This is a genomic window from Sorangium sp. So ce693 (assembly GCF_051521375.1).
In the GTDB taxonomy this organism is placed as follows: domain Bacteria; phylum Myxococcota_A; class Polyangia; order Polyangiales; family Polyangiaceae; genus Sorangium; species Sorangium atrum.
Genome location: NZ_CP150347.1, coordinates 1,269,362 through 1,295,013, shown reverse-complemented (window position 1 = coordinate 1,295,013; position 25,652 = coordinate 1,269,362). Strand labels below are relative to the sequence as shown.

17 protein-coding genes are annotated in these 25,652 nt (G+C 74.1%); 7 read left to right on the top strand and 10 right to left on the bottom strand.

Features of this window, described 5'->3' with window-relative positions; translation table 11 throughout:
- Positions 1-4: 4 nt before the first annotated feature.
- Together WMF14_RS04830 and WMF14_RS04825 are read right to left on the bottom strand one after the other, a co-directional pair.
- Positions 5-4,207, bottom strand: a complete 4,203-nt coding sequence (locus WMF14_RS04830; RefSeq protein ID WP_437799028.1) for a DnaJ domain-containing protein — start codon at positions 4,205-4,207, stop codon at positions 5-7.
- Positions 4,207-7,035, bottom strand: a complete 2,829-nt coding sequence (locus tag WMF14_RS04825; protein WP_272100131.1) for a serine/threonine-protein kinase — start codon at positions 7,033-7,035, stop codon at positions 4,207-4,209. Before WMF14_RS04825 ends, WMF14_RS04830 begins: the two co-directional genes overlap by 1 nt.
- Positions 7,036-7,701: 666 nt before the next feature.
- Here WMF14_RS04825 and WMF14_RS04820 point away from each other — a divergent pair.
- On the top strand, positions 7,702-8,130 hold the full coding sequence (locus tag WMF14_RS04820) for a hypothetical protein (RefSeq protein ID WP_437799026.1): 429 nt from the start codon (positions 7,702-7,704) through the stop codon (positions 8,128-8,130).
- A 275-nt stretch (positions 8,131-8,405) separates the two neighbouring features.
- On the opposite strand, the gene WMF14_RS04815 is transcribed toward WMF14_RS04820, so the two are convergent.
- Positions 8,406-9,356 (bottom strand): 3D domain-containing protein, encoded by a 951-nt coding sequence (locus WMF14_RS04815; RefSeq protein WP_437799024.1) that lies wholly within the window; start codon positions 9,354-9,356, stop codon positions 8,406-8,408.
- On the bottom strand, positions 9,353-11,143 hold the full coding sequence (locus tag WMF14_RS04810; protein ID WP_437799022.1) for a hypothetical protein: 1,791 nt from the start codon (positions 11,141-11,143) through the stop codon (positions 9,353-9,355). Before WMF14_RS04810 ends, WMF14_RS04815 begins: the two co-directional genes overlap by 4 nt.
- Before the next feature lie 347 nt (positions 11,144-11,490).
- Between WMF14_RS04810 and WMF14_RS04805 the strand changes: the two genes are divergently transcribed.
- The 6 genes from WMF14_RS04805 to WMF14_RS04780 all read left to right on the top strand — a co-directional run bounded on the left by WMF14_RS04805 (position 11,491) and on the right by WMF14_RS04780 (position 21,914).
- A complete protein-coding gene (locus WMF14_RS04805) occupies positions 11,491-12,633 on the top strand; it encodes an SDR family oxidoreductase (protein ID WP_437799021.1) in 1,143 nt (380 codons plus the stop codon).
- Entirely contained in the window at positions 12,630-14,042 is a 1,413-nt protein-coding gene (locus WMF14_RS04800; RefSeq protein ID WP_437799019.1) for a GDSL-type esterase/lipase family protein, read from the top strand. Before WMF14_RS04805 ends, WMF14_RS04800 begins: the two co-directional genes overlap by 4 nt.
- 132 nt (positions 14,043-14,174) lie before the next feature.
- Positions 14,175-15,605, top strand: a complete 1,431-nt coding sequence (locus WMF14_RS04795; protein ID WP_437799018.1) for a protein kinase domain-containing protein — start codon at positions 14,175-14,177, stop codon at positions 15,603-15,605.
- The gene (locus WMF14_RS04790) at positions 15,605-16,252 is read left to right on the top strand and encodes a tetratricopeptide repeat protein (protein WP_437799017.1); all 648 of its coding nucleotides are present in this window, start codon (positions 15,605-15,607) and stop codon (positions 16,250-16,252) included. The genes WMF14_RS04795 and WMF14_RS04790 overlap by 1 nt, the downstream gene beginning before the upstream one ends.
- 374 nt (positions 16,253-16,626) lie before the next feature.
- On the top strand, positions 16,627-20,862 hold the full coding sequence (locus WMF14_RS04785) for a protein kinase domain-containing protein (protein ID WP_437799016.1): 4,236 nt from the start codon (positions 16,627-16,629) through the stop codon (positions 20,860-20,862).
- Positions 20,863-20,918: 56 nt separating this feature from the next.
- Entirely contained in the window at positions 20,919-21,914 is a 996-nt protein-coding gene (locus WMF14_RS04780; RefSeq protein ID WP_437799015.1) for a tetratricopeptide repeat protein, read from the top strand.
- 140 nt (positions 21,915-22,054) lie between these two features.
- Here WMF14_RS04780 and rpsS read toward each other — a convergent pair whose 3' ends face one another.
- The 6 genes from rpsS to tuf are packed head-to-tail and all read right to left on the bottom strand — an operon-like array spanning position 22,055 to position 25,651.
- Positions 22,055-22,354: a 30S ribosomal protein S19 gene (gene rpsS / locus WMF14_RS04775; RefSeq protein WP_020733179.1), complete on the bottom strand. Its 300-nt coding sequence runs from the start codon at positions 22,352-22,354 to the stop codon at positions 22,055-22,057.
- Between the two features lie 2 nt (positions 22,355-22,356).
- Positions 22,357-23,187, bottom strand: coding sequence for a 50S ribosomal protein L2 (rplB, locus tag WMF14_RS04770; protein ID WP_272100109.1), 831 nt, complete (start codon positions 23,185-23,187; stop codon positions 22,357-22,359).
- A gap of 2 nt (positions 23,188-23,189) precedes the next feature.
- A complete protein-coding gene (locus tag WMF14_RS04765; protein ID WP_012233478.1) occupies positions 23,190-23,486 on the bottom strand; it encodes a 50S ribosomal protein L23 in 297 nt (98 codons plus the stop codon).
- Between the two features lie 15 nt (positions 23,487-23,501).
- Positions 23,502-24,125: a 50S ribosomal protein L4 gene (rplD, locus tag WMF14_RS04760; protein ID WP_272100107.1), complete on the bottom strand. Its 624-nt coding sequence runs from the start codon at positions 24,123-24,125 to the stop codon at positions 23,502-23,504.
- A 13-nt stretch (positions 24,126-24,138) separates the two neighbouring features.
- Complete coding sequence (gene rpsJ / locus WMF14_RS04755) at positions 24,139-24,450, bottom strand: 30S ribosomal protein S10 (protein ID WP_272100105.1); 312 nt, start codon at positions 24,448-24,450, stop codon at positions 24,139-24,141.
- A 10-nt stretch (positions 24,451-24,460) separates the two neighbouring features.
- Positions 24,461-25,651 carry an elongation factor Tu gene (gene tuf, locus WMF14_RS04750; protein ID WP_012233037.1) on the bottom strand — a complete coding sequence of 397 codons (1,191 nt, stop codon included), beginning with the start codon at positions 25,649-25,651 and terminating at the stop codon, positions 24,461-24,463.
- Between the last annotated feature and the right edge of the window lies 1 nt (position 25,652).

Sequence of the window (25,652 nt, the reverse complement as noted above, 5' to 3'; positions counted from 1 at the left end):
CGCGTCAGCGCTTCCAGAACTTGCCGAGGAGGCCGCCCGCGGGCGTCGGATCGGTGGTCGTGCGGCTCCGCATCTCCTGCAAGCGGACCTCGCGGATGGCGTCGAGGTTCTTCGGGTTGAGCTCCGCCGCCAGGCGGAAATCGCCGATCGCCTTGTCGATCCTCCCCGAGCGCTTGAGGAGCATGCCGCGGTAGAAGAGCGCCCGCTCGTAGCGAGGCTCCCTCTCCAGGACGGCATCCAGCGTCTGGATCAGGTCGTCGTAGTGCGCGCTCGTGGCCCCCTCCGCGAGCACAGGCGGGTCGCCGCGCCGCTGCGCCTGGATCCAGACGAGCAACGTCATGTACTCGGGCTGCTCCGGGTCGGCGTTGAGCGCGCGCCGCGCGCGGGCCTCGGCGCCCGCGAGGTCGTTCTTCTTGAGCAGGATCTCGGCCTTCTGGAACTCGAGCGCGGCGTCGACGGCGCGGGCGATCTTCTGCTCGTCCTCGGCGGGGGGCGGGGCCTCCTTCGGCGCGCTCTGGTACTCGGCGCGCCGCTTCGGATCGCTCAGCGTCTGGTAGGCCTCGCTGATGCGGGCGAACACGCGCGCGACGAGCGGCTTGACGTCCTGGAGCTCCGCCGGCGTCCGGTCGGGGTGCCACCGCTTGGCGAGCGCGAAATAGGCGCTCTGGACGCGCTCCGGAGGGGCGTCCTCCGCGACGCCGAGCATCTCGAAGAAGCTCTCGCCGTCGATCGACGCGGCGCGCGCCTCGATCTCGGCGCGGCGCGCGGCGAGCTCGGGGTTCGGCGCGGCGCGCGGCAGCGGCGGGAGATCGGGCGCGAGCGCCGCCGGTCCCTGCGGCTTGGCCGGCTCCGCGGCGCGCGCCGGCGGCACGGGCGACGCCGCCTCGGCGCGCCCTGCCCCGCGCGCGGCCCTGACCTCCGGGCCGACCGCCGCCATCTTGACGGTGGGCGCCTGCTGGGGCGGCGGCTGAACGCGGGCGCTGGTGAAGGTCGGCGCAGGAGGCGGCCTCAGCGCCTTGGGGTCCACGCCGCGGTAACCGCCGCCCGGATCACCACCGGACGCGCGCGGGTCGAAGGGCGCCGCCGGGCTCGGGGTCGGCGCGCCGCTCCAGGACGCCGCCTCCGGCGCCGCGGCCGGAGGCGGCGCCGTGGAGCGGCGCGGAGCGACCGGGGCCCCGGCGCGCCTGCTGGACGGCGCCGCGACGTCGTCGGGCTGCCGCAGCGGTGCGCGGCCGTCGGCCTCGCCGCGCGCCGGGCGTGGACCAGGCATCGTCGAGCCCGCGGCAGGGCGCGGCGAGCGCGCCGCCGCGCCGGACGGCTCGCGCTGGGGCGCTGGCGCCGCGTCGGCCGCTGGCGTGCCGGCGGCCCGCTCCCGGCCGGGCCCGGCGGGACCGCCGACCCCGACAGGGCGCCGGCCCGGCGCGCCGAGATCGAGGTGCCGCGTGATCGCGAGCGCATAGATCATCAGGCGCACCACGCGTTCCTGCGCGACCCCCGAGGCGAGCAACTCGGCCAGCGTCATGCGCCGCATCCGCAGGAGATCCACGATGGCCGCCTCGTCGCGATGGAGCTGGAACCGCTTCATCTCGGCCTCGACGTGGAGCCCGAGCTGCCGGTTCTGGATCCGGTCCAGGGTCGTGTCGATCAGCGGATCGTCGGCGTGGAGCCGGACGCCCGCCATGATCACCGCGAGGGGCTCGCACCCGATGAGATCCGGACCGCCGTAGGACGACAGCAGGTTCTGGGCGTCGTAGTAGGCGTAACGCGTCTCGGGCGGGAGATCGTAGAGCGCGACCAGCTTGCGCACGAGCTGCTCGCGCAGCACGCCGAACACCGTCTCCCTGTCGAGCAGGCCCCGGGAGACGAGCAGCCGGCCATGCAGCACCCGTCGCTTGGTGATGTCCCGGAGCGTCTCCCGGAGCGTCGCCTCGTCCAGGAGGCCGAGATCGAGGATCACCCGATCGAGCGGGGCGATGATCGTCCCGGTCCAGATCTTGGCCGGCACGCCGTCGCTGAAGAAGATGCCGTGGCGGACGCCCTCGGGGTTGATGAAGCACGTCGTGCCGGTGAGGCGCCGGTCGAGCATGTACACGAGGAGGTGGACGAGCGGCGTGCGCGCGAGCGTGCCCTCCGCGGTCGGCGGGTCGCCCGGCAACGAGAGCACGGCGATCGGACCAGCCATCGCCGATGGCGGCAGATCAGACACCGGGTTGCGCTCGCGCCGCTGCGGCGGATCTCCCCAGCCGCGGGTTCGCACCGAAGGCGGCCGCGCGCTCTCCTCGGGGACCTCGTCCGGATCGCTGTCTGTCTGCACCGACCACGACTCCTCTCCATGAGCGCCCGGGGCGGGCGAGTGCGGGTCCGCCACCGAGGCGGGCTCCAGATGCGGTGGATCGGGCCAGCGCGCCGTCGTGCGCCCTGGCCGCAAGGTCGGAGAGAGCCTGCCGGACGGCGCAGGCGGCAGATCCGCGAGCATCCTGGCGTCCGCGCCGTCGCCGGGCAGCCCCCCGAACGTGGCCTCGGGCGGCGAGGCCGGCCCGCGGGCGGCGTCGCTGGCCCGCGGCTGCGTCCTCCGGCTCGCCGGCGCGTTGGTCATCGGCAGCGTGGGCGACGAGGGCCGCGTGATCTGCTGCTGCGGCGGCATGCGCAGGTTGCCGAGCGGCGACGCCGGCGCGGTGCGGATCGGCGGCGACTCCGCCGCGAGCGCCGGCGAGCGGAGCGACACCTGCGGCGCCTCCTGGATCGCCGCGTGGGCGCGCATCGACGCGGCGGCGGGGTCGTCGCTCGTCGCGACGATCCGGCGGATGTGCCGCGGCGGCTCGCCCTGACGAGGCCGCTCGGCGAGATCGACCTCGAGCGCGCGCGGGATGGGGCCGCCGGAGGCGTCGAGGACCAGCCGGACGCGCGGCTGCGAGTACCGGGCCGGGTGCGCCGGCGTCTGCACGACGAGCGCGACCTCCCCGGTCGAGAGCTCCACGAGGGTGCCGGTCGGAAAGATGCCGAGCGCGCCCACGAGTAGCCGCAGCACCGTGCGGTCCGCCGGATCGGCCGCCTCCTGCTCGAGCTTGGCGATGGCCTCGTCGGCGGAGAGCGGCGCCTGGCCCGGGGCCGCCGTCAGGAGGTCGTTGAAGGCGCGGGCGGTCGCGAGGATCCGCGCCTGGAGCGTCGGCTGGCGGAGGCCGCGGTAGACAGGCCCGAGCGCCGGCTGGCGGCGCACCCAGTGCGCCTCGTAGGCCACGACGGTGCGCATCACGCTGGGCTCGTTCACAAGGCCGAGCGCGGTCAGCACGACCGCCGTGCCCGCCGGGACGTCCGCCTCCTGCTGCTCGCTCAGCTGCGGGACGAGCCCGCCGGAGCCGCTCGTCGCGGCGCCCGTGAGGCGCGGCCGGGCGATGTCGAAGAGCAGCGCCGCCATCGAGAGCCGCTGGAGCAGGACGACGTCGCTCGTGATCTGCCGCGCCATCGCGAGGCTCAGGATCGCGGTGTTCACGGCGCGCCCGGCGTCGTCGTGGTTCTGGTTGCGCAGCGCGGTGACGCCCAGGAAGGCCGGCGTCTCGTTCGAAGACAGGTCGACGAGGCGCTGGGTGATGCGCTTGACGCCCTGCCGCAGGGTGTACCGGCCGTGCCGCAGGTCGTCGTAGAACCGGCGGATCATCACGATCGCCGTCGCGTAGGTGCGCACGATCGCGGAGGTCTCGTCGCCCTCGCGATCGATCGCCACCTCGCGGCGGAGCACGGCCTCGTCCACGGCGCGCAGGCGGACGCGCGGCGCCGGGCGGTCGGCGAGCGCCGGCTTGCTGCTGCGGAGGGCCTCGGCGAGCGCGGAGGCCAGCGCGTAGAGATCGCTCGCGCGGACGTCCTTGGCGACGCCGATCTCGGAGTAGCCGCAGCGGCTCAGGACCTCGCCGAGCTCGAGCGCGCCCTCGTAGACGGCGCGGTTCGCCTTGAGGAGCTGCCCGGAGACGAACACCGAGCCGCGGGTGAACAGGATCGAGACGTTGTGGCCGGAGCGCTGGCCGAAGTCCTGGACCAGCGAGACCGTCTCCTCGACCTGCCGCACCATGGCCTGGTTGTCGATCGCGTGCAGCGTCGAGAGCTTCACCAGCCGGAAGAGGGCCTGCACGACGCTGGCGGCGAGATCGCGCGCCTGCTCGCGGCGGATGTTCTCCGACACGTTCTGGCTGATGACGTCGACCTGGGGCGCCATCACGGGACCTCCCCGGCGGTCGAGATCCGCTTGCCGAGGCGCGCGGCGATGGCCTCGGCGGCGGCGCCCGCGGCGTCGCGCAGCGCCTGGCTGTTCCAGGGCCGCCGCTTCGTGGCGGCGAGCGCCGCGTCGAGCGCCTCCTGCGAGCGCGCCTCGCGGCCGAGCAGCTCCGCCGAGAGGCAGCGTGTCTGCTCCGCTGCGTCGTCCGCGAGGAGGCCGTGCCGCTGGAGCAGCTCGACGGCGACCGACTCGCCGCGCGCCGGGTTGAGCGTGTAGAGCGCGCCGAGGAACTCGCGCCGCTCGTCGAGCGTGAGCTGGTGGAACGAGCTGTCCTGCACGCGGCGGACGAGCAGCGGGCCGGCCGCGCGGACCTGGTGGTGCGCCAGCGTGCGGAGCGCCGCGACGCGCACGTCGGGCGGCGCCGACTCGGCGAGCGAGAGCAGCTCGTCCCGGATCTGCTCGGGGCTCGTCGCGAGGTGCGCGATCGCCTCGCAGCGGAGCGCCGCGTTCGCGCACCCGGAGAGCCGCTTCAGCGCGCCCAGGGCGCCCTGCGTCCGCGACGCGGCGAACATCTTGAGGATCGGGCGGGCCACGTCGAGATCCAGCGTCATGAGCGCGTCCACGACCCCCTCCTCGTGCCCGGGCAGCGTCCGCTCGACGTGGCCGAGCAGCGCGCGGCGCAGCGCCTCGTGGCCGGTGTGCCCCACGACCTCCATCGCGACGGGCAGGGTCTCGCTGCCGAGCTTGTGCAGGATGGGCGCGAGCCGCTGCGCGACCAGATCGAGGTCGACGGGGGCGGGCTGCGCCGCGCCGCCGGGGGCGGCCGTCATGACGACGCGCGTCGCCTCGCGGAGGAGCAGCCGCATCGTGTCGGGCGGGAACATCCCCCGGGCGAGCTCCGTCGCGAGCGCGCCCCCCTGCTGCTTGGGCGCGAGCGCGTCGAGGGCCTTCTCGATCGCGTCGTGCATCCCGAAGAGCACCTCGAAGCGGCGCGCCAGGATGAGATCGCGCGCCGAGGCGGCCATCGGCTCGGTCACGAGCTCGACGTCCTTGTACCGCCTGGCGTTCAGGAAGGCGTCGGCCACGACCTCGACGAAGCGCTCGCTCCAGCGATCCGGGCTCATGACGAGCTGCGTGCCGAGCGCGCGCTGCGCGACCGGGTCGAGCGCGAGCGCGCTCGCGGCGCGGCGCGCGGCCCGCAGCGCGGCGGCGTCGGTGTCGATGACCATCGCGGCCGCCTCGGCGCGGTTCGCCTTCTCCTCGGCGGCGCGCCGGGCCATGCCCTCGAGGTCGTCGGCCTCGTGCCAGAACTGCTCGCGGTCGGCCGCGTCCCCCTCGACGAAGACGCTCACCACGTCGTAGCGCACGTGCTCGAGGCGGCGCTCCCACAGGGCGGCCGCGACGTCGTCCTCGGGGGCGAGGTCGCGCAGCGGATCGAGCAGCAGCACCTCGCAGAGGGCGCGCAGCTCGTCCTCCGTGATGCCGGGGAGCAGCTGGACGCGCCGCACGCCGGCCGCGAAGAGGTTGTACGGGACGAGGTCGAGCGGGTGCTGCGGCTCCCACACCGTCCGCCGGCGATGTTCGAAGGCGTACGGCGTCAGCGTCCAGTGGACGAGGGTCCCGTCAGCGCGCAGCGCCTCCACGATCGCCTGGAAGGTCGCGCGGAGCTTGTTGTCCGCGTCCGGATGGCGAAAGCCGTAGTGACGCACCGCCGGGAGCAGCCGCTCCATGCGGCGGAACACCTCGGTCAGCCGCGTGACCGCAGGGTCGTCCGGCTCCGCCTCGCCCGGCTCGTCCTGAGGCGCGGGCTCCTCCGCCGCCCGCATCCCGACGGCCGTGGGCGAGTCGTCCGGCGGGGGGCGCCTCGTGCTCGTCGGCGAGGAGCGGCGGGGCACGGACGCGCCGACCTCCTCGAGGACGCGCAGCACCTCCTGCCGCATCTGCGCGGCCGACTCGAAGCGGTTGCGCTTGTCCCAGGCGAGCGCCTTGTCGACGAGGCCGATGACCGAGGCGGGCAGCTCGGGCGCGATCCGCGCGAGCGACGGCGCCGGCGTCGTCGCGGCGAGGATGAACGCCTCGTTGTCCGAGCGCCCCTGGTGGAGGCGCTGCCCGCTGAGCACGGCGTACAGGGTCGCGCCGATCGAGAAGAGATCCGCCCGCCCGTCGACCCCCTCGGTGAGGCCCATCGCCTGCTCGGGCGCCATGAACGACGGGGTACCGAGCGCCGTGCCCGCCTTCGTCTTGTCGCCGGGCGCGCCGCGCATCCTCGCCACGCCGAAGTCGAGCAGCTTCACCACGTTGTCCTTCGTGATGAAGATGTTCGCGGGCTTCAGGTCGCGGTGGACGATGCCCTCCGCGTGGAAGCTCTCGAGCGTGAGGAGCACCTCCCCCGCGATCCAGAGCGCCTCGGCGACGGGGAGCTTCCGGCTCTTGCGCTTCCAGAGCTGCTGGACGGTCTCCCCGTCGAGCAGCTCCATCACGAGGAACGGCTCGTCCTGCTCGGTGATGTCGTCGTCGAGGATCGCGACCCGGCCGGGGTGATCGATCTTGTTGGCGACGTAGCCCTCGCGCAGGAACCGCTCGCGGATGCCGACGTCGCGCGCGAACTCGGCGTGCAGGATCTTCAGCGCGGCGCGCGAGCCGTTCCGGTGGTGCGTTGCGGCGTACACGGAGGCCATGCCGCCCACGCCGAGGAGCGAGTCGATCCGCCACTTGTTCTTGACGGTCATCCCGAGGCGGGCGCGCGCCCGCTGCTTCTCGTCCGGCGCGTCCGTGACTTCCGAGGGCGGAGGGATGACGGACTCGGGGAGGACGCCACGTGAGGTCATTCGGCCACCGGAAGGCGGGAAATCGTATCACCTCCCCGCCCGCACGAGGTTCCGGATTTCGGCGAGCCGGCAGTGCACCTTACCGTTTCCTGGCGCCGGGCGGGTGCAGGGCGACGCTGGCACGGTAGCTCGTTCCGCCCGCCGGAAGTCCGGCCCAGGGATGCGAGGGAGCGCCGCACGGGCGGCGAGCCGGCCGGGATGACGAGGGGTGGCCGCCGGCCGATACGGCACCAGGGCGAGGCCCTGCGCGTCGCTCGGGGAAGCGATCGCCAACGCGAACGGCAAGCGGGTGCTTGCGTGCGCGAACGGCACGTTCGCGGAGAGCGTGACGATCGGGGTGGGGGTCGAGGTGATCGGGGGCTTCGTGCGAGGCGGCGACCCCGGCGTGACGACGTGCGAGGACGGGGCTCAATTCCTGGCTGCGATGGTGGTCGAGGCGGTCGTGGAGACGGAGGCCCCGGCGCTGGCGGTCGAGGCGGCCGCGCAGCAGGCATCGCCCATGCGGCGGCCCCGGGCGACGCGCCGGCGGTACAGTTCACTCCGGGCACGGCCGGCGACGGCGGCAGCGCCGCGCCCGGCAGTCCGTCGGAGAGCGCCGGCGCGCCGGGAAGTGCTGGGCTCTGCTGGGATTTTGCGTCGCAGACGCCGTGTGGAGGAGGACCGCCCATGAACACACCGAAGTATATCCGCGCCCGGCTGCTGGCGGACCCGGCAGCCTCGCTCGATCCGTGGATGGATCCGGTGTGGTGCGCGACGACGCCTGAGGCGGAGAAGCAGCGGCATGCGGAGAAGCGTGCCCGCCGGGTCATGGAGATCTACGGGGTCGAGGACCCCCGGATGGAGGCGCTGCTCGTGCGGCTGGCGAGCCAGGTGGAGCAGTGGGCCGCCGAGGAGCGAGCCACCACGCAGGAGGCGGACGACGAGGCATGGGTCAGCGCGGTGCCGGACAAGGGCGAGACCGAGCGGCGCAGCTCGCGCCTGGCGCTGATCGGCGCGGTGCTCTTCGTGCTGGGGGGTCTTGTGCGGCGTGGCGCTGGCGGCGCTGCGGCTGCGCTGAGACAGCGACGTAGCGAAGCCGCGCACGGCGCGGTTTGATCAGGAGCAGAGGAACACGCGCCGCGGAGGGCGGCGCGCCATGGCTCGGCTCGTCTCGAAGGGCAGCGCTGGGGGCCCTGCCGCTGGCGGCCGAGACGGAAGTCCGCCGGCGCACCACCGCCGCCAGAGCCGCCGAGCCGCGTGCCCGGCACGTGATGACCATCCGCGCTGGGGGCTCGGAACACCGATGGGCGGAGGGCGGCTCGATGCGCGAGGTCCACGGCGTGCTCGAATCCGCTTCCGGAGATCCCCGGCGGGACCGCCGGTGCGCGGAGCTAGGACGGCCCGGCAGGGCGCCCGAGCGCGCGGCACCGGGCGTCCTCGAGCATCACACGCACGCCGCGGTTGGAGGCAAAGATCGCGTTGAGGCGCGCGGTGACCGCAGGATCGCCGGTGAAGACGTCGATCTGCCGTCCGACGACCTTGATGCCGCGATCCTCGGCGACGAAGCAGCCGTCGTGTCGGCCCCCGCCCGGGAGCGGCAGCCCGACGAGCTCGGGCACGAAGAGGGACGTGCCGAGCGGAATGACGCTCGAGTCGACCGCGACCGTGCGCAGCGGCGTGATCGGGCGCCCGGTCGCGCCGCGGCCATACGGGAACCGCCGCGGATCGAGCCGCTCGAAGCAGACCTGCTGGCCGGTGCGCGGGCAGACATCGGCGCATGCGCAGCCGCGCCGCGCGAAGCTTACCGTGTCACCCGAAGCGAGCCGGCCGCTGCCCTGGACGCAGACCTGGTCGTGGAACGCGCGCGGGACGCTCGCGAGCGCCGCGCAGGCGGCGTCGTAGAGGACCGCATCCTTCGGCCCTCCGCCCTCGCTCGGGAAGTCGTAGTAGGTGTTCCGGAACATCCCGGGCGCGAGCCCCGGCGCCACCTGTGGCGCCGGCGCGGCCTGCGGCGCCGGCGTCGCGCGCGCGGGCCGGCCGTGCTCGCGCACGAGGATCACGGGGTCGCCCTCGCCCGCGGCGCCGCCCAGATCGGTCTGCGCCGCGCCGGGCGCCTCGTCCTGCGCGCCGTCGACAGCGGCGCTGGCGCCCCGGTCGCGATCGCCGTCGTCCGGGGAGGGCTCGTGGAGCCACCCGCCGCCTCCGCGCGCGATCTGCGGCTCGCTCGAGCCGTCGTGGACCCAGTCCGCGCCTCCCTTCGTCGTGCACCCCGCGGGGAGCGCGAGCAGGAACGCCTGGAGCCCGCCGATGACGAGCGCTCGCGCGCGTGCCGCGCTCGTCAAAAGGCGCCTCCGAGCCGGGCGAGCTCCCGGAGCGCCGCGGCGGCGATGTCGGCGCGCGCCCAGAACGCGGCGGGTGAGCCGGCGCTCTCGGGCGCGGCGCCGGCGGCGATCACAATGGGCGCGGTGTCGCCCGCGCCCGGCTGGCCAAGGCGGCTCGCGACGAGCCGCAGCGGCTCGACCATCAGCGCGAACGCGATGTCCGAGCCGAGCGGCGCCAGCGCCTTCTTCATGGACGGGACCTCGCCGAGGCGCTCTCCCTGGAGCGCGGCGACCACGCCGCGGAGCCCCGCGCCCGGATCGTTGCCGACGGCCGCGAAGAGGCCGTCGTCGCGGACCAGGTAGAGCAGCTCGATCGACGACGGCGGAAGCGCCGCTCCCTGCGCGGCGGGCCCGCCCTTCCCGCCCTGCGGCCCCGCGCCCTGCGGCCCCTTGCGTGCCTGCGCCCCTCCGGCGCCGGCGGGCGCGCTCGTGCCGGCGGTCCGCTCGAACCGCACCCGCCGCACGTCGCCGTCGAGCAGCGGAAGCGCCGCCTTGCCCGCGGAGACCCGGAGCCCCTCGCGCTGCAGCGCGGCCTTGAACGGCGGGAGCTCCGCGGTCCCGAGCAGATCCTGGATGGAGGCCTCGAGCTTGGCCCGGTCGCCCACGGCGGCGCGCACGAACGCCGTGGGACCCGCGCCGTCGAAGCGGAGCCCGCCGGCGAACCAGTCGCCGCGCGCGTCCGACGCCGCGCGGATCGCGGCGCCGAGCCGCTCCCGCTCCGCGGCCGGGAGGTCGCCCTCGACGAGCCCAGCGAGGGCGTCGACGAGCCTGGGCACGTTGTCGGCGCGCGTCGCGGCCCGATCGCGGACGAGGATCCCGACGAGCGAGTCGGCGGGCAGATCGAGCAGCGGCTTCACGTCGCCGACGGCGAGATCGGCCGACGCCTTCGACGCCGGGCCGCCCCCTGCCTTCGGCGTTCCGGAGACGCGCAGGTGCGCGTCCTCGTCCAGCACCAGCGTGAGGCGCGCTCGCTCGAGATCGCCGAGCATCGCGAGCGCGCCCTCGATCATCGGGCCGAGCGGCACCGCGGTGGCGCGCGGCGCGCCGTCGGGGCCGCGCGCCTTGTCCCAGGCGCTCCGCGCCGCCTTGAGCACCGGGCCCTCGAGCGCGGCCCTCGGGAGCTCGACCGCGAGATCCTCCTTCGGCACCTGCGCTTGCGGCATCGTCCGCGCGACGTAGGGGCCCAGGGAGATCAGGTCCCCCGGCGTCTCCGCGACGAGCAGGTAGTTGCCGAGGACGCCGAGGGCCACCGGGCTCGCCCCCTGGAGCGGCTCGAGCAGCGCGATGGCGGTCGCCGCGTCGGGCTTCGCGCGGAAGCGCGCCCCCTCGCCTCGCGTGAGCTGGTCGATGAAGCGCCCCCCGTCCTTCACGTGGATGCCGAGCGCGGCCCGCGGGCGCGCCCCATCCGCGGCCTCCACGGCCGCGCCGAGCACCGGCACCGCGCCGTCGATCTCGGACGCGACGGTGATGGGCAGGCCGAACAGCGACGCGGCAAGGGCGCCGGCGCTGCTCGGGAGGAGCGCCGCCGAGCCGCCGACGAGGGCGCGCGCCTTGGCCCACGTGGCGTCCGGCGTCGGGAGGAACGCCTCGGCGATGAGCCCCGCCGGCGCGGGCACGGGGCTCAAGGCCGCGGCGCCGGCGTCGGACGGCGCGCCAGGCGATTTGCAGCCCAGGGCGCCCGCGCTCAGGCCGAGGGCGATGGCCAGGAGCGCCGCAGCGCCGCGGCGCACGGCAGAGGTCGATCGCACGATCACGACCCGAACGGTAGCGCCTTCTCGCCGCGGTCGACCACGAACCTGCAAAATCGCAGCGCGCGCGCCGGGCGACGCGCGCGAGGTCCTCGCCGCCGAGCTGCTCGTGCGCGAGGATGCTCGTGCGCGAGGAGGCGACTCCCGGGCACATTGCATCGACCGGCCGAGGAACCGTCGGGCCGCCGTCGCGGACAGGGAAAGCCGTTGGCTGCAGCCGCGGGTGCACGCCCCGGCCGGACAGCGGCGCGCGGCGTGGCAGCTGCCCGCATCACCCCTGCGCTGCTGCGAGGCGGCGTCAGCGGAAAGCTGCGGAGCAGGCGCACCGCTGCGGTAAGCTCCAGCCGATGCCTCGCCCCGGCTACGACAGCGTGGTGCTCATCACCGGCTTCCCCAAGTTCATCGCGCGGAAGATGCTGCAGCACATCCTCGCGTCGGAGCCGCGCACGCTCGTGGTCGCCGTCGTGCTCGCGAAGTCGTCAGCGCAGGCGAGCGCGGAGCGCGACGCGCTGCCGGCGGCGGACCGCGAGCGCCTCGTGCTGCTCGAGGGGGACGTCGCGGCGATGGATCTCGGGCTGTCGGGCGCCGAGTTCCGGCAGCTGGCCCGCGAGGTCGACCGGATCCATCACCTCGCGCACGTGGGCCACGCCGGGGCCGACCAGAGCACCGCCCACGCCGTGAACGTCGTCGGGACGGCCGAGGTGATCGAGCTCGCCCGCGCCTGCACCTCGCTCCAGTGCCTCGTCCATCAATCGACCGCGTTCGTCGCAGGGGACCGGACGGGGACGGTGTACGAGGACGATCTCGAGGCCGGCCAGGCGTTCCGCAACCCCGTCGAGGAGACGCGGATGCGCGCGGAGGTGCTCGTGCGGCGGGCGATGCGCCACGTGCCGGCGGCGGTCGTCCGGCCGACCACGGTGGTGGGCGACGCGACGACCGGGGAGATCGACCGGCTCGACGGCCTGTACCTCCTGGTGCTGCTCATCATGGCGGCGCCGGCCGACATGGCGATCCCGATGCCCGGCCGCGGCGACGTGCCGCTCAACATCGTCCCGATCGATCACGTCGTCCGCGCGTCCCACGCGATCGGCCTGAACCGCCTCGCGCCGGGTCGCACGCTCCACATCGCCGACCCGCACCCGCTGTCGGCGCGGCGGGTCTTCGATCTCATCGCGCGGGCGAGCGGCCGCCGCGCTGCGCGCGGTCACATCCCGTCGAACCTCGCCAAGGCGCTGCTCCGTACGCCCGGGATCGAGCGCTTCGTCCGCAGCCCGCGCGCGTTCGTCGAGCAGCTGATGACCCCTGTGCGCTACGACGCACGGAACGCGGATCTCGTGCTCACGGCCGCGGGGATCGCGTGCCCGCCCTTCGAGTCGTACGTCGACGTGCTCGTCGGCGCCGTCCAGGAGCGCGTCCGCGAGCGGCGCGAGCGCCAGGAGATCGAGGTCAGCGCGGACGCCGAGCTCGACGTCGAGGATCCGCTGTCGTGAGCGGCGCAGCCCGCTCCGCAGCCCGCGCGGAGATCCCGGAGCGCCGCGCGGCGCCCTGCAGCGCCCCGCGGCGGCGCGCGCCGGCGCGGCCCTTCACCGGGGCGTCGCGGCGCGCCCTCGCGGCGCTGCTCGCGACCGCTGCGCTCGGCTGCAGCGCGACGCGCGAGCACGTCGCGCCGCCCGCGCCCGAGGTGGGATCCGCGCCGCCCGCGCCAGCGCCCGCGCCGCGCCTCGCAGAGGCCCCCGCCCTGGAGACCGCCGCGCCGCGCCCCGCGGAGGCCGCGCCGGCGCGCCCGCCGGAGCTGGATCTGCTGCGCCCGGAGGACGGGGTGTACGCCCACTTCTTCGCGGCGCTCCGCGCGCTCGAGCAGGGTCGCCGCCGGGATCACGTGCGCATCGCCTGGCTCGGCGACTCGCACGCCGCAGCGGACTTCTGGAGCGGCGCGGTCCGCGCCGCCCTGCAGCGGCGCTTCGGCGACGGCGGGCTCGGCTTCGTGCACCTCGGCTACGCCGCCTACCGCCACGACGGCGCGCGGCTCACGGCCGACGGCAAGTGGCGGACCCGCCCGAGGTCTCCGGGCGGCTCCACGCCGGCCGACGACGGCGTCTTCGGGCTCGGGGGCATCCTCTTCGGCGCGCAGACGGCCCCGGTGCGCGCGGAGATCGCGCTCACCTCGGCGCGGCCCCCCGCGCGGCTGCTCTGGGATGTGTGCTTCCGCCCGAGCGCGCCGAGCGACGAGGTCGCGGTGACGATCGAGGGCGGCCCGAGCGAGGTGCTCCGCGCGGCCGCGGGCGAGGCCCCCGGCGCGCTGCAGCACGCGCGGCTGGCGAGCGCGGGCGCGGTGAAGCTCGGCGTCGCGCCGTCGGGCGGGGCCGAGCTGTGCGGGCTGGTCGTCGAGCGCGATCCGGAGGCCGGGGCCGGGGTGGTGCTCGACACGCTCGGCATCAACGGCGCCCGCCTGGCGACGCCGCTCCGGTGGAGCGAGCTCGGCTGGGCCGCCGAGCTCGCGCGGCGCTCGCCGGAGCTCGTCGTGATCGAGTACGGCACGAACGAAGCGGGCGACGTCACCGCGGATCCGTCCCTCTACGCGAAGCAGCTCGCCGAGCTGCTCGCCCGCGCCCGCAGGGTGGAGCCCGACGTCGACTGCCTGGTGCTCGCGCCGACGGACCGGAGGGACGCGCCGGAGCGCACGCCCGTCGTCCGAGACGTCCTGCGCGACGCCGCGCGCGAGGGCGGCTGCGCGTTCTGGGACACGTACGAGGCGATGGGCGGAAGGGGCTCGATCGAGGCCTGGTACCGCGAGCGCCCGCCGCGCGCGTCGCGCGACGGCGTCCACCTGACCTTCCGCGGCTACCAGGAGCTCGGCGTGAAGCTCTCGAACGACATCCTGGAGCGCTATCGCCCCTGACGAGCGGCCCCGCCTCCGGCGCCCGTTCGACGCCGACGGCGGACGGCCGGCCCGGTGGCCTTGCTCGTGCTTTTCGGTCTCGTCGCTCGATCGGCGTGAAGGCTTCTCACGCGCGATGGGCGAAGGGGGCACATGCTTCATGCCGGGGACGTTGCAGGAGGTCGCTTCCGGCTGATCCGGCAGATCGGCGCGGGTGGGATGTCGAGCGTGTGGTGGGCGCGCCACGAGCTCATCGGCCGGGACGTGGCGCTCAAGCTGTCCCCGGCGCTCCGGGACGAGCAGGTCGTCGGGCGGTTCATCCGGGAGGCGAAGATCATCGGCAAGTTCCAGCACCGGAACATCGTCGGCGTCGTCGACGCCGGCGAGCTCCAGGACGAGGGCTACCTGTTCCTGGCCCTGGAGCTCCTGCGCGGCTCGCCGTTCGCCGACCGCCTCCAGCCGAACCGGCCGCTGCCGCCCGAGGAGGTGGTGCCCGTCCTCATCGAGGTGTGCTGCGGGCTCTCGGCCGCCCACGCCGAGGGCGTCGTCCACCGCGACATCAAGCCGGAGAACATCATGATGGCGACGGTCCCCGGCGAGGGGATCGTGCCGAAGATCGTCGACTTCGGCATCAGCCAGCTCACGGGCGCGGGCGACGCCATCACCATCGACGGACAGCTGCTCGGGACGCCCTCGTACATGAGCCCGGAGCAGGCGCTCGGCAAGCGCACCATCGACGCGCGCGCCGATCTCTGGGCCGTGGGCGTCATGCTCTACGAGGCGCTCAGCGGCGCGCAGCCGTTCACGGGAGGCAACCACCACGCGGTCCTCCGGCGCATCCTCGAGACCGAGCCCGCGCCGCTGCCGGCCTCGATCCCGCCGCGCCTCCGCAAGATCGCCGGCCGATGCCTCGAGAAGGACCCGGCGCGGCGCTACCCGGACGCGGCCTCGCTGCGCGCGGATCTAAAGGCCGCGCTCGACGATCTCGGCGCGAGCGCGCCCGCGCCGATCGTGGTCCTCTCGCCGCCGGCCTCTGGCTCGCGGCCCGGGGAGATGACGCGAGCCCGCGGCGCGCTCGCCGCGCCCCCGAGGCTCGCCGTTCGCGCGCTCGAGCGGCTCTGGACCCGGGCGCCGCGGGCGCCTGGATGGCGGGAGGCGACGACGATCGGGCGCACGCAGGGCGCCGCCGCCCCGCAGGACGCGGCGCGCCGCGCAAGGACGATCCTGGCGATCCGGCTCGCGGGCGCGGCCGCGCTCGCGGCGACTCTCTGCTCGGCCGCGCTGCGGGAGCAGGCGGACGCGGGGCCCGAGAGCGCGGCGCGCGAGAGCCTGCGCCCTGTGCTGGCCACGGCCTTCGCCGACAGCGGCGCCGCCTGGCGGCGCGGCGCCGGCGCGCCCGAGGCGACGCGCAGCGGCGCGCCGCCACGGAACGCGGCGAGCCACGACCGCGCGCCGGGCTCGCCCGAGCGCGCCTCGAAGGACCCGGGCAGCGACGAGCTCGGATCGGCCTCCGAGGACAAGCCCCCGCGCTGGCAAGCACCGCGCGGGCCATCTCGACGCCGCATCACGAGCCCCGGGTTCTGATGACCAGCGCCGCACCGATCACCGCTCTTCGCAGACGCCGCTGGCGGCGCGCCGCTGCGCTCGGGCTCGTTTGCTGGGCGCTGCTCTCGCCATCCTGGCTGCACGCGCAGGACGACAGCGCGACGCGCGCGCTGAGGCTCCAGTTCGCGCAGGGATTGTCGCTCGAGATCGCGGGGCGCTGGGCCGACGCGCTCGACAGGTTCGAGGCGATCGCCCGCCGGCGGCCGACGGCGAACGTGACGTACCACATCGGCCTCTGCCACGAGCGGCTCGGCCGGCTGCGCACGGCCGAGCGGACGTACCACAACGCGCGCGCGATCCTCGGCGCGGACGCGGACGCGCGGAAGGCGTCGCCGGCGGTGCTCGCCGAGATCGACGCGCGCCTCGAGGACCTCGGGGGACGGATGCCGAGGATCGTGCTGAACCTCGCCGGCGCGACCGACGGCGTGACCCTGCTGCTCGACGGCGAGGTGGCGCAGCCGTCGCGGGCGATCCGGGTCGATCCGGGCCCCCACGTCGCCGTGGCGCTCCGGCACGGGATCCCCGTGGCCGCGAGCGCCTTCTCGAGCCACGAGCGCCGAACCAGGTTCGTGACGCTGACCGTTCACCCCGTCGCGCTCCGCGTGTCCAGCGTGTCGCGCCCCTGAGCTCGCCGAGCCTGGACGGCCCGCACCGAGCTCCCCACACCCCGGCACCTGTGTGTGAGCGGCGGGGCCCGCGCCCCTCGCTCCGGACGTGATCGCGCTGCGGTGGCGCGCCCTGCGAGGAGCGTCCTCTCCACGCGGCCCTGCGGCTCGTCGCGGGCGTGTGTCCGGCCGCGCGCGGAGCGCCCACACGCCGGCCAGATCTCGCGGGCCGTGGCGCTTTGCCGCACGCGCGGCGCTGGCCCGACCGTCCAGCGCCCGCTTGGATCCCATGCGAGCCGCACCTGACAGGGCGCTCCGGACACGCCCAAACTCGCCGAGTCGTCGGCCGTGAACGCTGGATCCAGCTTCTGACGTCCTGATAGCATGCGAGACCCATGGCGCTCGACAGGCCGCCCGGTGCGGGCTCTGCTTCGCGACTCGGCAACTATGAGCTGCTGAGAGAGCTCTCCGGTGGCGGCATCGGCTCCACGTGGCTCGCGCGGGCGTCCTCCGACGAGGGCGAGGCGAAGAGCGCGCCGCCGGTCACGATCCTGCGCATCTACCGGCACCTCACGAAGAAGGCCGAGACCGCCGACAGCATCCTCCGCGAGGCCGGGATGGCGCAGCAGGTCCGCTTCCCCAACGTGCTCTCGGTGCTCGACGCCCGCACCGCCGACGGCGAGGTCTTCATCGTCTCGGAGTACGTGGAGGGCGAGCCGCTGGGCGCGCTTGTGCCTTTGGCCGGCGCCGAGGGGCTGCCGCCGCCGGTGTCCCTCCGGATCGCGATCGACGCGCTGCGCGCGCTCGCGTCCGCGCACGCGGCCCAGCCGGCGCCGCTCGTTCACGGCGAGCTGAACCCGACCCACGTCTCCGTCGGCATCGACGGCGTCACCCGGGTCGGCGGGCTCGGCGTCGCGCGGGCGATCGCCGGGCTCGCGCCCATGGGGACGAGGAACCCCGATCGGCTCGCCTATGCCGCGCCCGAGCGGGTCAAGGCGATGGCAGCGCACGCGGAGGCCCCGCTCGATCCGCGCGCGGATCTCTTCTCGGTCGGCGTGATCCTCTGGGAGCTGCTCGCGCGGCAGCGGCTGTTCTCGTCGAAGCTGGAGGCCGCGGTCATCCAGAAGGTGCAGTCGGCGCCGATCCCGCCGCTCGCGGGGCTCGCCGGGGGCGCCGTCCCGGCCGAGGTCGTCGATGTCGTCCAGACGGCGCTGGAGCGCGATCCGGCGCGCCGCTTCGAGAGCGCCTCGGCGATGCTCGCGGCGCTGGAGGCCGCGGGAGCGGGGCGGATCGCAGGGGACGAGGACGTGGCGGCGGCGGTGAGCAGGCTGGCCGGCAAGACGATCGAGCCGCGCAGGACGATGATCGCGGCCGCCATGGCGAGCCCCGCCGGCGCGGACGGGTCGCGGCCGCCGCCGCGCGCGCGGGGCATGACGCTGGTGGGCGTGGCGATCCCCGCGGCCGACGGCGCGCTCTCCCCCCGCGGCGACGGCCCGCGCCAGGCCATCACCGCGCCGACGCCGCGCGCGCGCGGCGCGACACCGGGCGCGCCGCCGGTGGCCGCGGCGGGCGCGCGCGGCGCGACACCGGGCGCGCCGCCGGTGGCCGCGGCGGGCGCGCTCGCCGCGAGCCAGGTTCGCCCGACGGCGGCGAAGGACGCCGCCGCGCCGAAGAACGGCCTGGCGGCCAAGCCGGCGGTCGGCGCAGGCGCGTCGAACGGCGCCGGGCCTGCGGGCGCCGATGCGGCGCACGCCAGCATCGACACCGAGTGGGGCTCGGTGGAGGACGTCCCGGCCCGCGACCTGCCCGGGCCGCGGCGTCCCGCAGCGACCCTTCCGCGGATCGAGCTGTCGGGCCAGGGCACGGAGGACCGCGCCGCCGCCGGTGCGAGCCCCGAGCGCGCCGCTGCGACGGGGGCGACCACGGCGAAGGAGCAGCCGCCCGCGCGGCCGGCCGCGCCGCGCCCGGGCGATCCGGGCGACGCCCTCGCGGCGCGGGCGACGCCGACGCCGGCCGAGGGGACGGTCCCGAAGCCGCCGGCGCCGGCCCCGGGAGGGCCGTCCCCGAGGCCGCCACGCCCACCGCCGCCGGCTCGCGCGGCGTCGCCGGCGCAGCCCGAGGCGCACGGCAAGGTCGCCGCTGCAGCGCCCGCGGCTGTCGGGCCAGCGCTCGCGCCGAGCCCTCCGACGCCTCGGGTACCTGTGCCGCCGCTGGCGCCGCCGGCCGCTGCCACGCGCCGCACGCCCGTGGTGCCCGCCGTGACGCCGGCGCCACGCGCGGCCGCCACGCCCCCGCCGCCGCCGGCGAAGACGATGAGCCGCGCGCCGGTGACACCGTCGGCGCCCCTCCCGCCGGCGGCGCCCGCGCCGGCTGCGTCGCCCGAGCCTTCTCAGCCGCTGCCCCCCGTTGCGCCCGCGTCGACCACCGCGCCTGCGATCCCTGTCCCCGCGAAGACCCCGCCGCCCCCGCCCGTGGCGGCCGCGCTTCCGGGCGGGGCGCCTGCGACGCAGGAGAGCGCGCGCGGCAACGGTCCGGCATCGACCTCCACCAGGACGATCCCCACGCCGACCGGAGTCCAGGGCCAGACGAAGCTGTGGGGTCGCGTGGCGTCGGCCGTGGACCAGCTGGGCCCGGGGAGCACCCTCGGCCGCTACGAGATCCTCATGCCGGTCGCCAAGGGCGGCATGGCGGCCGTCTGGGCCGCGCGCCTGCAGGGCACCCGCGGCTTCAGGAAGATCGTCGCCATCAAGACGATGCTGCCCGACGTCTCCGACGACCCCGACTTCGAGTCGATGTTCCTCGACGAGGCGCGGGTCGCGGCGCGGATCAGGCACCCCAACGTGGTCGAGATCCTCGACCTCGGCGAGGAGGACGACGTCCTCTACATCGTGATGGAGTGGGTCGACGGCGAGACGGCCGGCACGCTGCAGAAGGCCGCGAAGCGGCTCGGCGGCATCCCGCAGCGGATCGTGCTCCGCATCGCCTCGCAGATCTGCGCGGGGCTCCACAACGCGCACGAGCTCCGCGACGACAGCGGCGTGCTGCTCGACCTCGTCCACCGGGACATCTCGCCGGCGAACGTGCTCATCTCGACCGCCGGGTTCGTGAAGATCGTCGACTTCGGCGTGGCGAAGTCCAAGGGGCGCCTGCACGTCACGCGCGCCGGCGGCATCGTCAAGGGGAAGACGCCGTACCTCTCGCCGGAGCAGCTCGGCGGGCTCCCCATCGATCGCCGGAGCGACATCTTCTCGCTCGGCGCGCTGCTGTACGTGCTCACGACGGGGCTGCACCCCTTCCGCGCCGAGACCGACCTCGCGACCATCGAGAACATCACCATCAAGAACCCGCTCCCCCCGCGGGAGCTGAACGGCGCGATCCACCCCGAGCTCGACAGGATCATCCTCAAGGCGCTCGAGAAGGACCCCGAGAGCCGCTTCTCGACGTGCGCGGAGATGCAGCGGGCCATCGATCAGGTCGCGTCGACGCTCGGCGAGCCCACGACCGACGAGGACGTGGCGGCCTTCGTGCGGCAGGCGATCGGCGAGATCCAGTCGAAGCGCGCGCAGGAGCTCCGCGACGCGATCGCGGCCGTCGACGCAGGCGCCGCCGTGAACTCGGAGCGCCGGCCCGGGGCCTCTCTGGAGGGCCACGCTGCGCTGGCCGACGTCGGCGCGGGCTCGCACGAGGGCGGTCCCGTCGCCGCGCCTCCCCCTGCAGCACAGGCGCCGGCTGGCGCCGGTCCGGCGTCCAGCAGAGGGGCCGCATCACCGATCGCGGAGGAGGAGCCGCCGGTCAGCCTGGAGCCGATCTCGTTCGAAGAGATCGCCGCGCCGGCGCAGCCCGCCGAGGCGCCGCCGCGGCTCATCATCGCGCCCGCGCTGCAGCCCGACGGCGAGCCGGCCGAGCCGGTGAGCCCGCGGCCCGCCGCCCGGGAGGGCAAGCCGCTCGGCCCATCCGCCAAGCGGATCCTCCCGGCGGCCGGCGTGCCCGCCACGAAGGTGCTCGCGGCGGCGGATCCTCCCGCGTCCCGGGCCGCGGCGCTCAGCGAACGCCTCGCGAGGCGCGGCTCGCGGAGCCTCGCCAACGACGTCGGCGAGGTCACGGCGGTCGACCGATCGTTCGAGACCGGGCAGCGACGCAAGCGGCTCCAGCTGATCGTGGCCGGCGCGGCGATGTTCTGCGTGGCGCTCGGGGCCGTCGCGCTGGTCGTGCGCGGCGGCGACGAGCGCTCGCGTCCGGAGGTCGGCAAGGCGCGCGTCGATGCGTTGCCCGCGGCCACGGCGGCCGACACCACCGCCACCGCGGACGCCGTCCCGACTCCGCCCGTTTCGCCGGTGGAGCCTCCTCAGACGGCGCAGCCGGCGTCGCCGCCCGCTCCCGAGGCGTCGGCGACGCCTCCCGAGGCAGCACCGGCGCCCTCGCCGACGCCTCCCGCGGCGGAGCCGACGCCTCCCCCGACGGTCAAGGCACCCGCGGCCGCGGCGGCGCAGCCCGTCGCCGCGCCGCAGGCGTCGCGCCCACCGTCGACCACGCGCCCCCGGACGACGTCCACGCCGGCGAAGCCTGCGCCCAAGCCAGCGACGACCGGCAAACCCAGCCCCAAGAAGAAGTACAACCCATCGGGTATCTGAACACCGTGCGATCTCGACCCTGGCTCCGTGCGCTGCTCTTCGGTGCGGCATCTTGCGTGTGCTTGTGCACGCTCCCCGGGCCCGCGGCCGCCGCGGACGGCGCCGCGGCGACGCCCGCGCCGGACGCGGTGGAGAAGGCGCAGAACCACTTCAAGAAGGGCGCTGCCCTCTACGAGAGCAAGCGCTACGCGCTGGCGCTCGAGCAGTTCCGGGCCTCGTACGCCACCGTGCCGAGCCCGAACTCCCACCTCTACATCGCGCGCTGCCTCGCGGATCTGGGCGATCACATCGAGGCGTACCTCGAGTTCGATCAGGTCGCGGCGGAGGCCGCGTCCCGGGCGAAGGACGAGCCGCGCTATGCCCAGACGGAGCAGACGGCGCAGCTCGAGCGCGACGAGATCGCGCGCAAGATCGCCCTCGTCACGGTCACTGTCGCGCATCCGGACGCGGCGACCTCGCTCGCGGTGGCCGGCAAGAACGTCCCGCGCGAGCGGTGGGGCAAGCCGTTCCCGGTCAAGCCCGGCAAGACCGACATCGTCCTGCGCACGAAGCTCACCTCGACGCCGCAGACCCTCGATCTCTCGGCGGGGGAAGCGAAGACCGTCGCGCTCGACGCCGAGCCGAGCGGCCCGACCGAGGCCGCCTCCGGCTCTCCGGCGCTCCTCGACGAGGGCCCGAGCCCGCCCTTTTCGGAGGCGCCCTCGCCGCGTGCGTACCTGCGGCCTTACGCCTACGCCGCTGGCGGCGTGGGTGTGGCGGGGCTCGCGATGTTCACCGTCGCCGGGCTGATGGCGAACAGCACCTACAGCGATCTCACCGAGACCTGCAGGGGCCCCTGCCCCGCCGATCGCCAGGACGACGTCGACGCCGGCAAGACCCAGAAGACGGTCGCGAATATCGGCGTCGTGGTCGGCGCGCTCGGGCTCGTCACGGGCACGACCCTGCTCATCCTGAGCTTCACCGGAGGCGGCACCGGCGGCTCGCAGAGCGCCACGGCCTCGACGCAGCTGCTCGTCGGCCCGGGTTTCACCGGTCTACGCGGCACCTTCTAACGCACGGGGCTCACCCGCACGGCGATGCGGACGCCGTGCTCGCGGCGCTCAGACCGTAGCGGCGCAAAAAGAAACGGGCAGGGTCGCTGCTGCGACCCTGCCCGCTTCATGTCGATGCGCTCGCGGTTGACGCGGAGCGATCAGCGACCGCCCGGGCCGCCCTTGGCAACCTTGGACTTCTTGTCCCCGGAGTGGCCGTGGAACGTGCGCGTCGGGGCGAACTCACCCAGCTTGTGGCCGACCATGTTCTCCGTCACGAACACGGGAACGAACTTCCTCCCGTTGTGCACGGCGAAGGTCAGACCGACCGACTCGGGCAGGATCGTCGAGCGGCGCGACCACGTCTTGATCACCTTCTTGGCATTGGTCGCCTGGGCCGCCTGGATCTTCTCCAGCAGGTGACCGTCAATGAAGGGCCCTTTCTTGATGCTCCTCGGCATGACTAACCCTTGGTCCCGCGCCGCCGGACGATCATGCCGTCGGTGCGCTTGTTGTTCCGCGTCTTGAGGCCCTTGGAGAGCTGACCCCACGGCGAGCACGGGTGGCGCCCGCCGCTCGTCCGGCCCTCACCGCCGCCCATCGGGTGATCGACGGGGTTCATCGTGACACCGCGGTTGTGCGGCCGGCGCCCGAGCCAGCGCGAGCGCCCCGCCTTGCCGAGGCTGATGTTCGCGTGCTCGGAGTTCGACACCTGCCCGATCGTGGCGCGGCAATCGAGGTGCACCTTGCGGATCTCACCGCTCGGGAGGCGGACCTGCGCATAGTCGCCGTCCTTCGCCATGAGCTGCGCAGCGACGCCGGCCGAGCGCACGAGCTGACCGCCCTTGCCCTTCTTGACCTCGACGTTGTGGATCGAGGTGCCGGGCGGGATGTAGCGGAGCGTCAGGCTGTTGCCAGGCTTGATGTCCGCGTTCCGGCTCGCGAGCAGCGTCGCCCCGACCGCGAGTCCGTCGGGCGCCAGGATGTAGCGCTTCTCGCCGTCCACGTAGTGAAGGAGCGCGATGCGCGCCGTCCGGTTCGGGTCGTACTCGATCGCGGCGACCTTCGCCGGGACGCCGATCTTGTCGCGCCGGAAATCGATGATCCGGTAGCGCTGCTTGTGACCACCGCCGCGGAACCGCGACGTGATCCGGCCGTTGTTGTTCCGGCCGCCGGTGGACGTCTGCTGCTCCAGCAGCGACCGCTCGGGCTCGACCTTCGTGATCTCCTTGAAGTCGCTGACCGAGTAGTAACGCCGCGCCGGCGAGGTCGGCTTGAAGGATCTGATTCCCATCGCTATTCCGCCTTCTCGTCGAAGAACTGGATCTCGTCACCCTCCTTGAGGGTGACGATCGCCTTCTTCCAATTGCGCAGCTTCGCGTAGCCGCGCCCCATGCGCTTGTCCTTGCCGCGCATGATCAGCGTGTTGACGTCCACGACGCCCACCTTGAAGAGCGTCTGGATGGCGTCCTTGATCTGGATCTTGTTCGCCTCGCGGCGGACCTCAAAGATGACCTTGTTGCCTTGGTCGCGGAGCCGGCTCGACTTCTCCGTGAGGATGATTGGCCGGCGGATGATCTGCTCGGGCTGCATGTCGGACTCCCCTGACTAGCGAAGGCAACGCGCCTCGAGCGCCTTGGCGGCGTCCCTCGAGACGATGAGGTGGTCGTGCCTGAGGAGGTCGTAGACGTTGACCCCTTCCGGCGGCAGGTACTGGTGGTTCTCCAGGTTGCGGAGGCTCTTCACCAGCTTCTCGTTGCCGGCCGTGTCGACGACCAGCGACTTCCGGTCCGCCTGCAGGGTCGTCAGCGTGGCAGCGATCGCCTTGGTCTTGATCTCGGAGACCTCCAGGCTGTCGAGCACGATGAGCCGCCCCTCCTTCGCGAAGAGCGAGAGAGCGCTCTTCAGGGCGCCGATCCGCACCTTGCGCGGCGGACGGTACGACCAGTCCTTCGGCTCCAGGGCGTGCGCCATGCCGCCGCCCGCGTGGTGCGGGGCGCGGATCGAGCCCTGGCGAGCGCGGCCGGTGCCCTTCTGGCGATAGAGCTTCTTCGTGGAGCCGGCGACCGCGCTCCGCTCCTTGGTGGCCTTGGTGCCCGAGCGGCGGGACGCGAGCTGCGCCTTCACGACCTCATAGAAGAGGTGCTCTTTCACCTCGGTCCCGAAGACCTCGTCCGAGAGGTCGAGTTCGCCGACCTGCTCCCGCTTGAGGTTGTAAACGGTAACCTTCATGGTACCTGGACTCCTAGCTCTTGATCTCGACGTCGACGCCGGCCGAAAGGTCGAGCTTCATCAGCGCGTCGAGGGTCTGCTGAGTCGGCTCGATGATGTCGAGAAGCCGCTTGTGCGTCCGGATCTCGAACTGCTCGCGCGACTTCTTGTCGACGTGGGGCCCCCGAAGAACCGTGTAGCGGCGGATCTCGGTGGGCAGCGGAATGGGCCCCGCGACGTGCGCCCCGGTCCGCTTCGCCGTCTCGACGATATCGCTCGTCGACTTGTCGAGCAGCTGGTGGTCGAAGGCCTTGAGGCGAATCCGGATCTTGGTTGTATCAGGCATGGTGCTCTTCCTACGCGAGGATCTTGGTGACGACGCCGGCGCCCACCGTCTTGCCGCCCTCGCGGATGGCGAAGCGCATCTGCTCCTCCAGCGCGACCGGCGCGATGAGCTCGATCGTCATCGTGATGTTGTCGCCCGGCATCACCATCTTCACCCCCTCGGGGAGGTTCACCGTGCCGGTCACGTCCGTCGTCCGGATGTAGAACTGCGGCCGGTAGTTGGTGAAGAACGGCGTGTGGCGCCCGCCCTCCTCCTTCTTGAGGACGTACACCTCACCGGTGAACTTCGTGTGTGGCGTGATCGACCCGGGCTTCGCCAGCACCTGGCCGCGCTCGATCTCTTCCTTCTCCACGCCGCGGAGCAGACACCCGACGTTGTCGCCCGCCTGCCCCTGATCGAGCAGCTTGCGGAACATCTCGACGCCGGTCACGACCGACTTCTTCGTGTCCTTGAAGCCGATGATCTGCACCTCGTCGCCGACCTTGATCACGCCGCGCTCGATGCGGCCCGTGGCCACCGTGCCGCGGCCCTTGATCGAGAACACGTCCTCGATCGCCATCAGGAACGGCTTGTCGATGTCGCGCACCGGCTCGGGGATGTAGCTGTCCAGCGCGCTGAGGAGCTGCTGGATCGTCTCCTCCCACTTCGGGTCGCCCTGCAGCGCCGGCAGCGACGCGCCCCGGACCACCGGCGCGTTGTCGCCGTCGAACTTGTACTTCGACAGCAGCTCGCGGACCTCCATCTCGACCAGGTCGAGCATCTCCGGGTCGTCCACCGCGTCGCACTTGTTGAGGAACACGACGATGTGGTTCAGGCCGACCTGCCGGGCGAGCAGCACGTGCTCGCGCGTCTGCGGCATCACGCTGTCGAGCGACGACACGACGAGGATCGCCCCGTCCATCTGCGCCGCGCCGGTGATCATGTTCTTGATGTAGTCGGCGTGCCCGGGGCAGTCGACGTGCGCGTAGTGGCGGTTCGCCGACTCGTACTCGACGTGCGCCGCCGCGATGGTCACCGTCTTGGTCTCGTCACGGACCGTCCCGCCCTTCGCGATGTCGGCGTACGAGATCGCCTTCGCCAGGTTGCGCTTCGACTGCACCTTGACGAGCGCCGCCGTGAGCGTGGTCTTGCCGTGGTCGATGTGACCGATGGTGCCCACGTTCACGTGCGGCTTCGTACGAGTGAATTTCTCCTTGGCCATG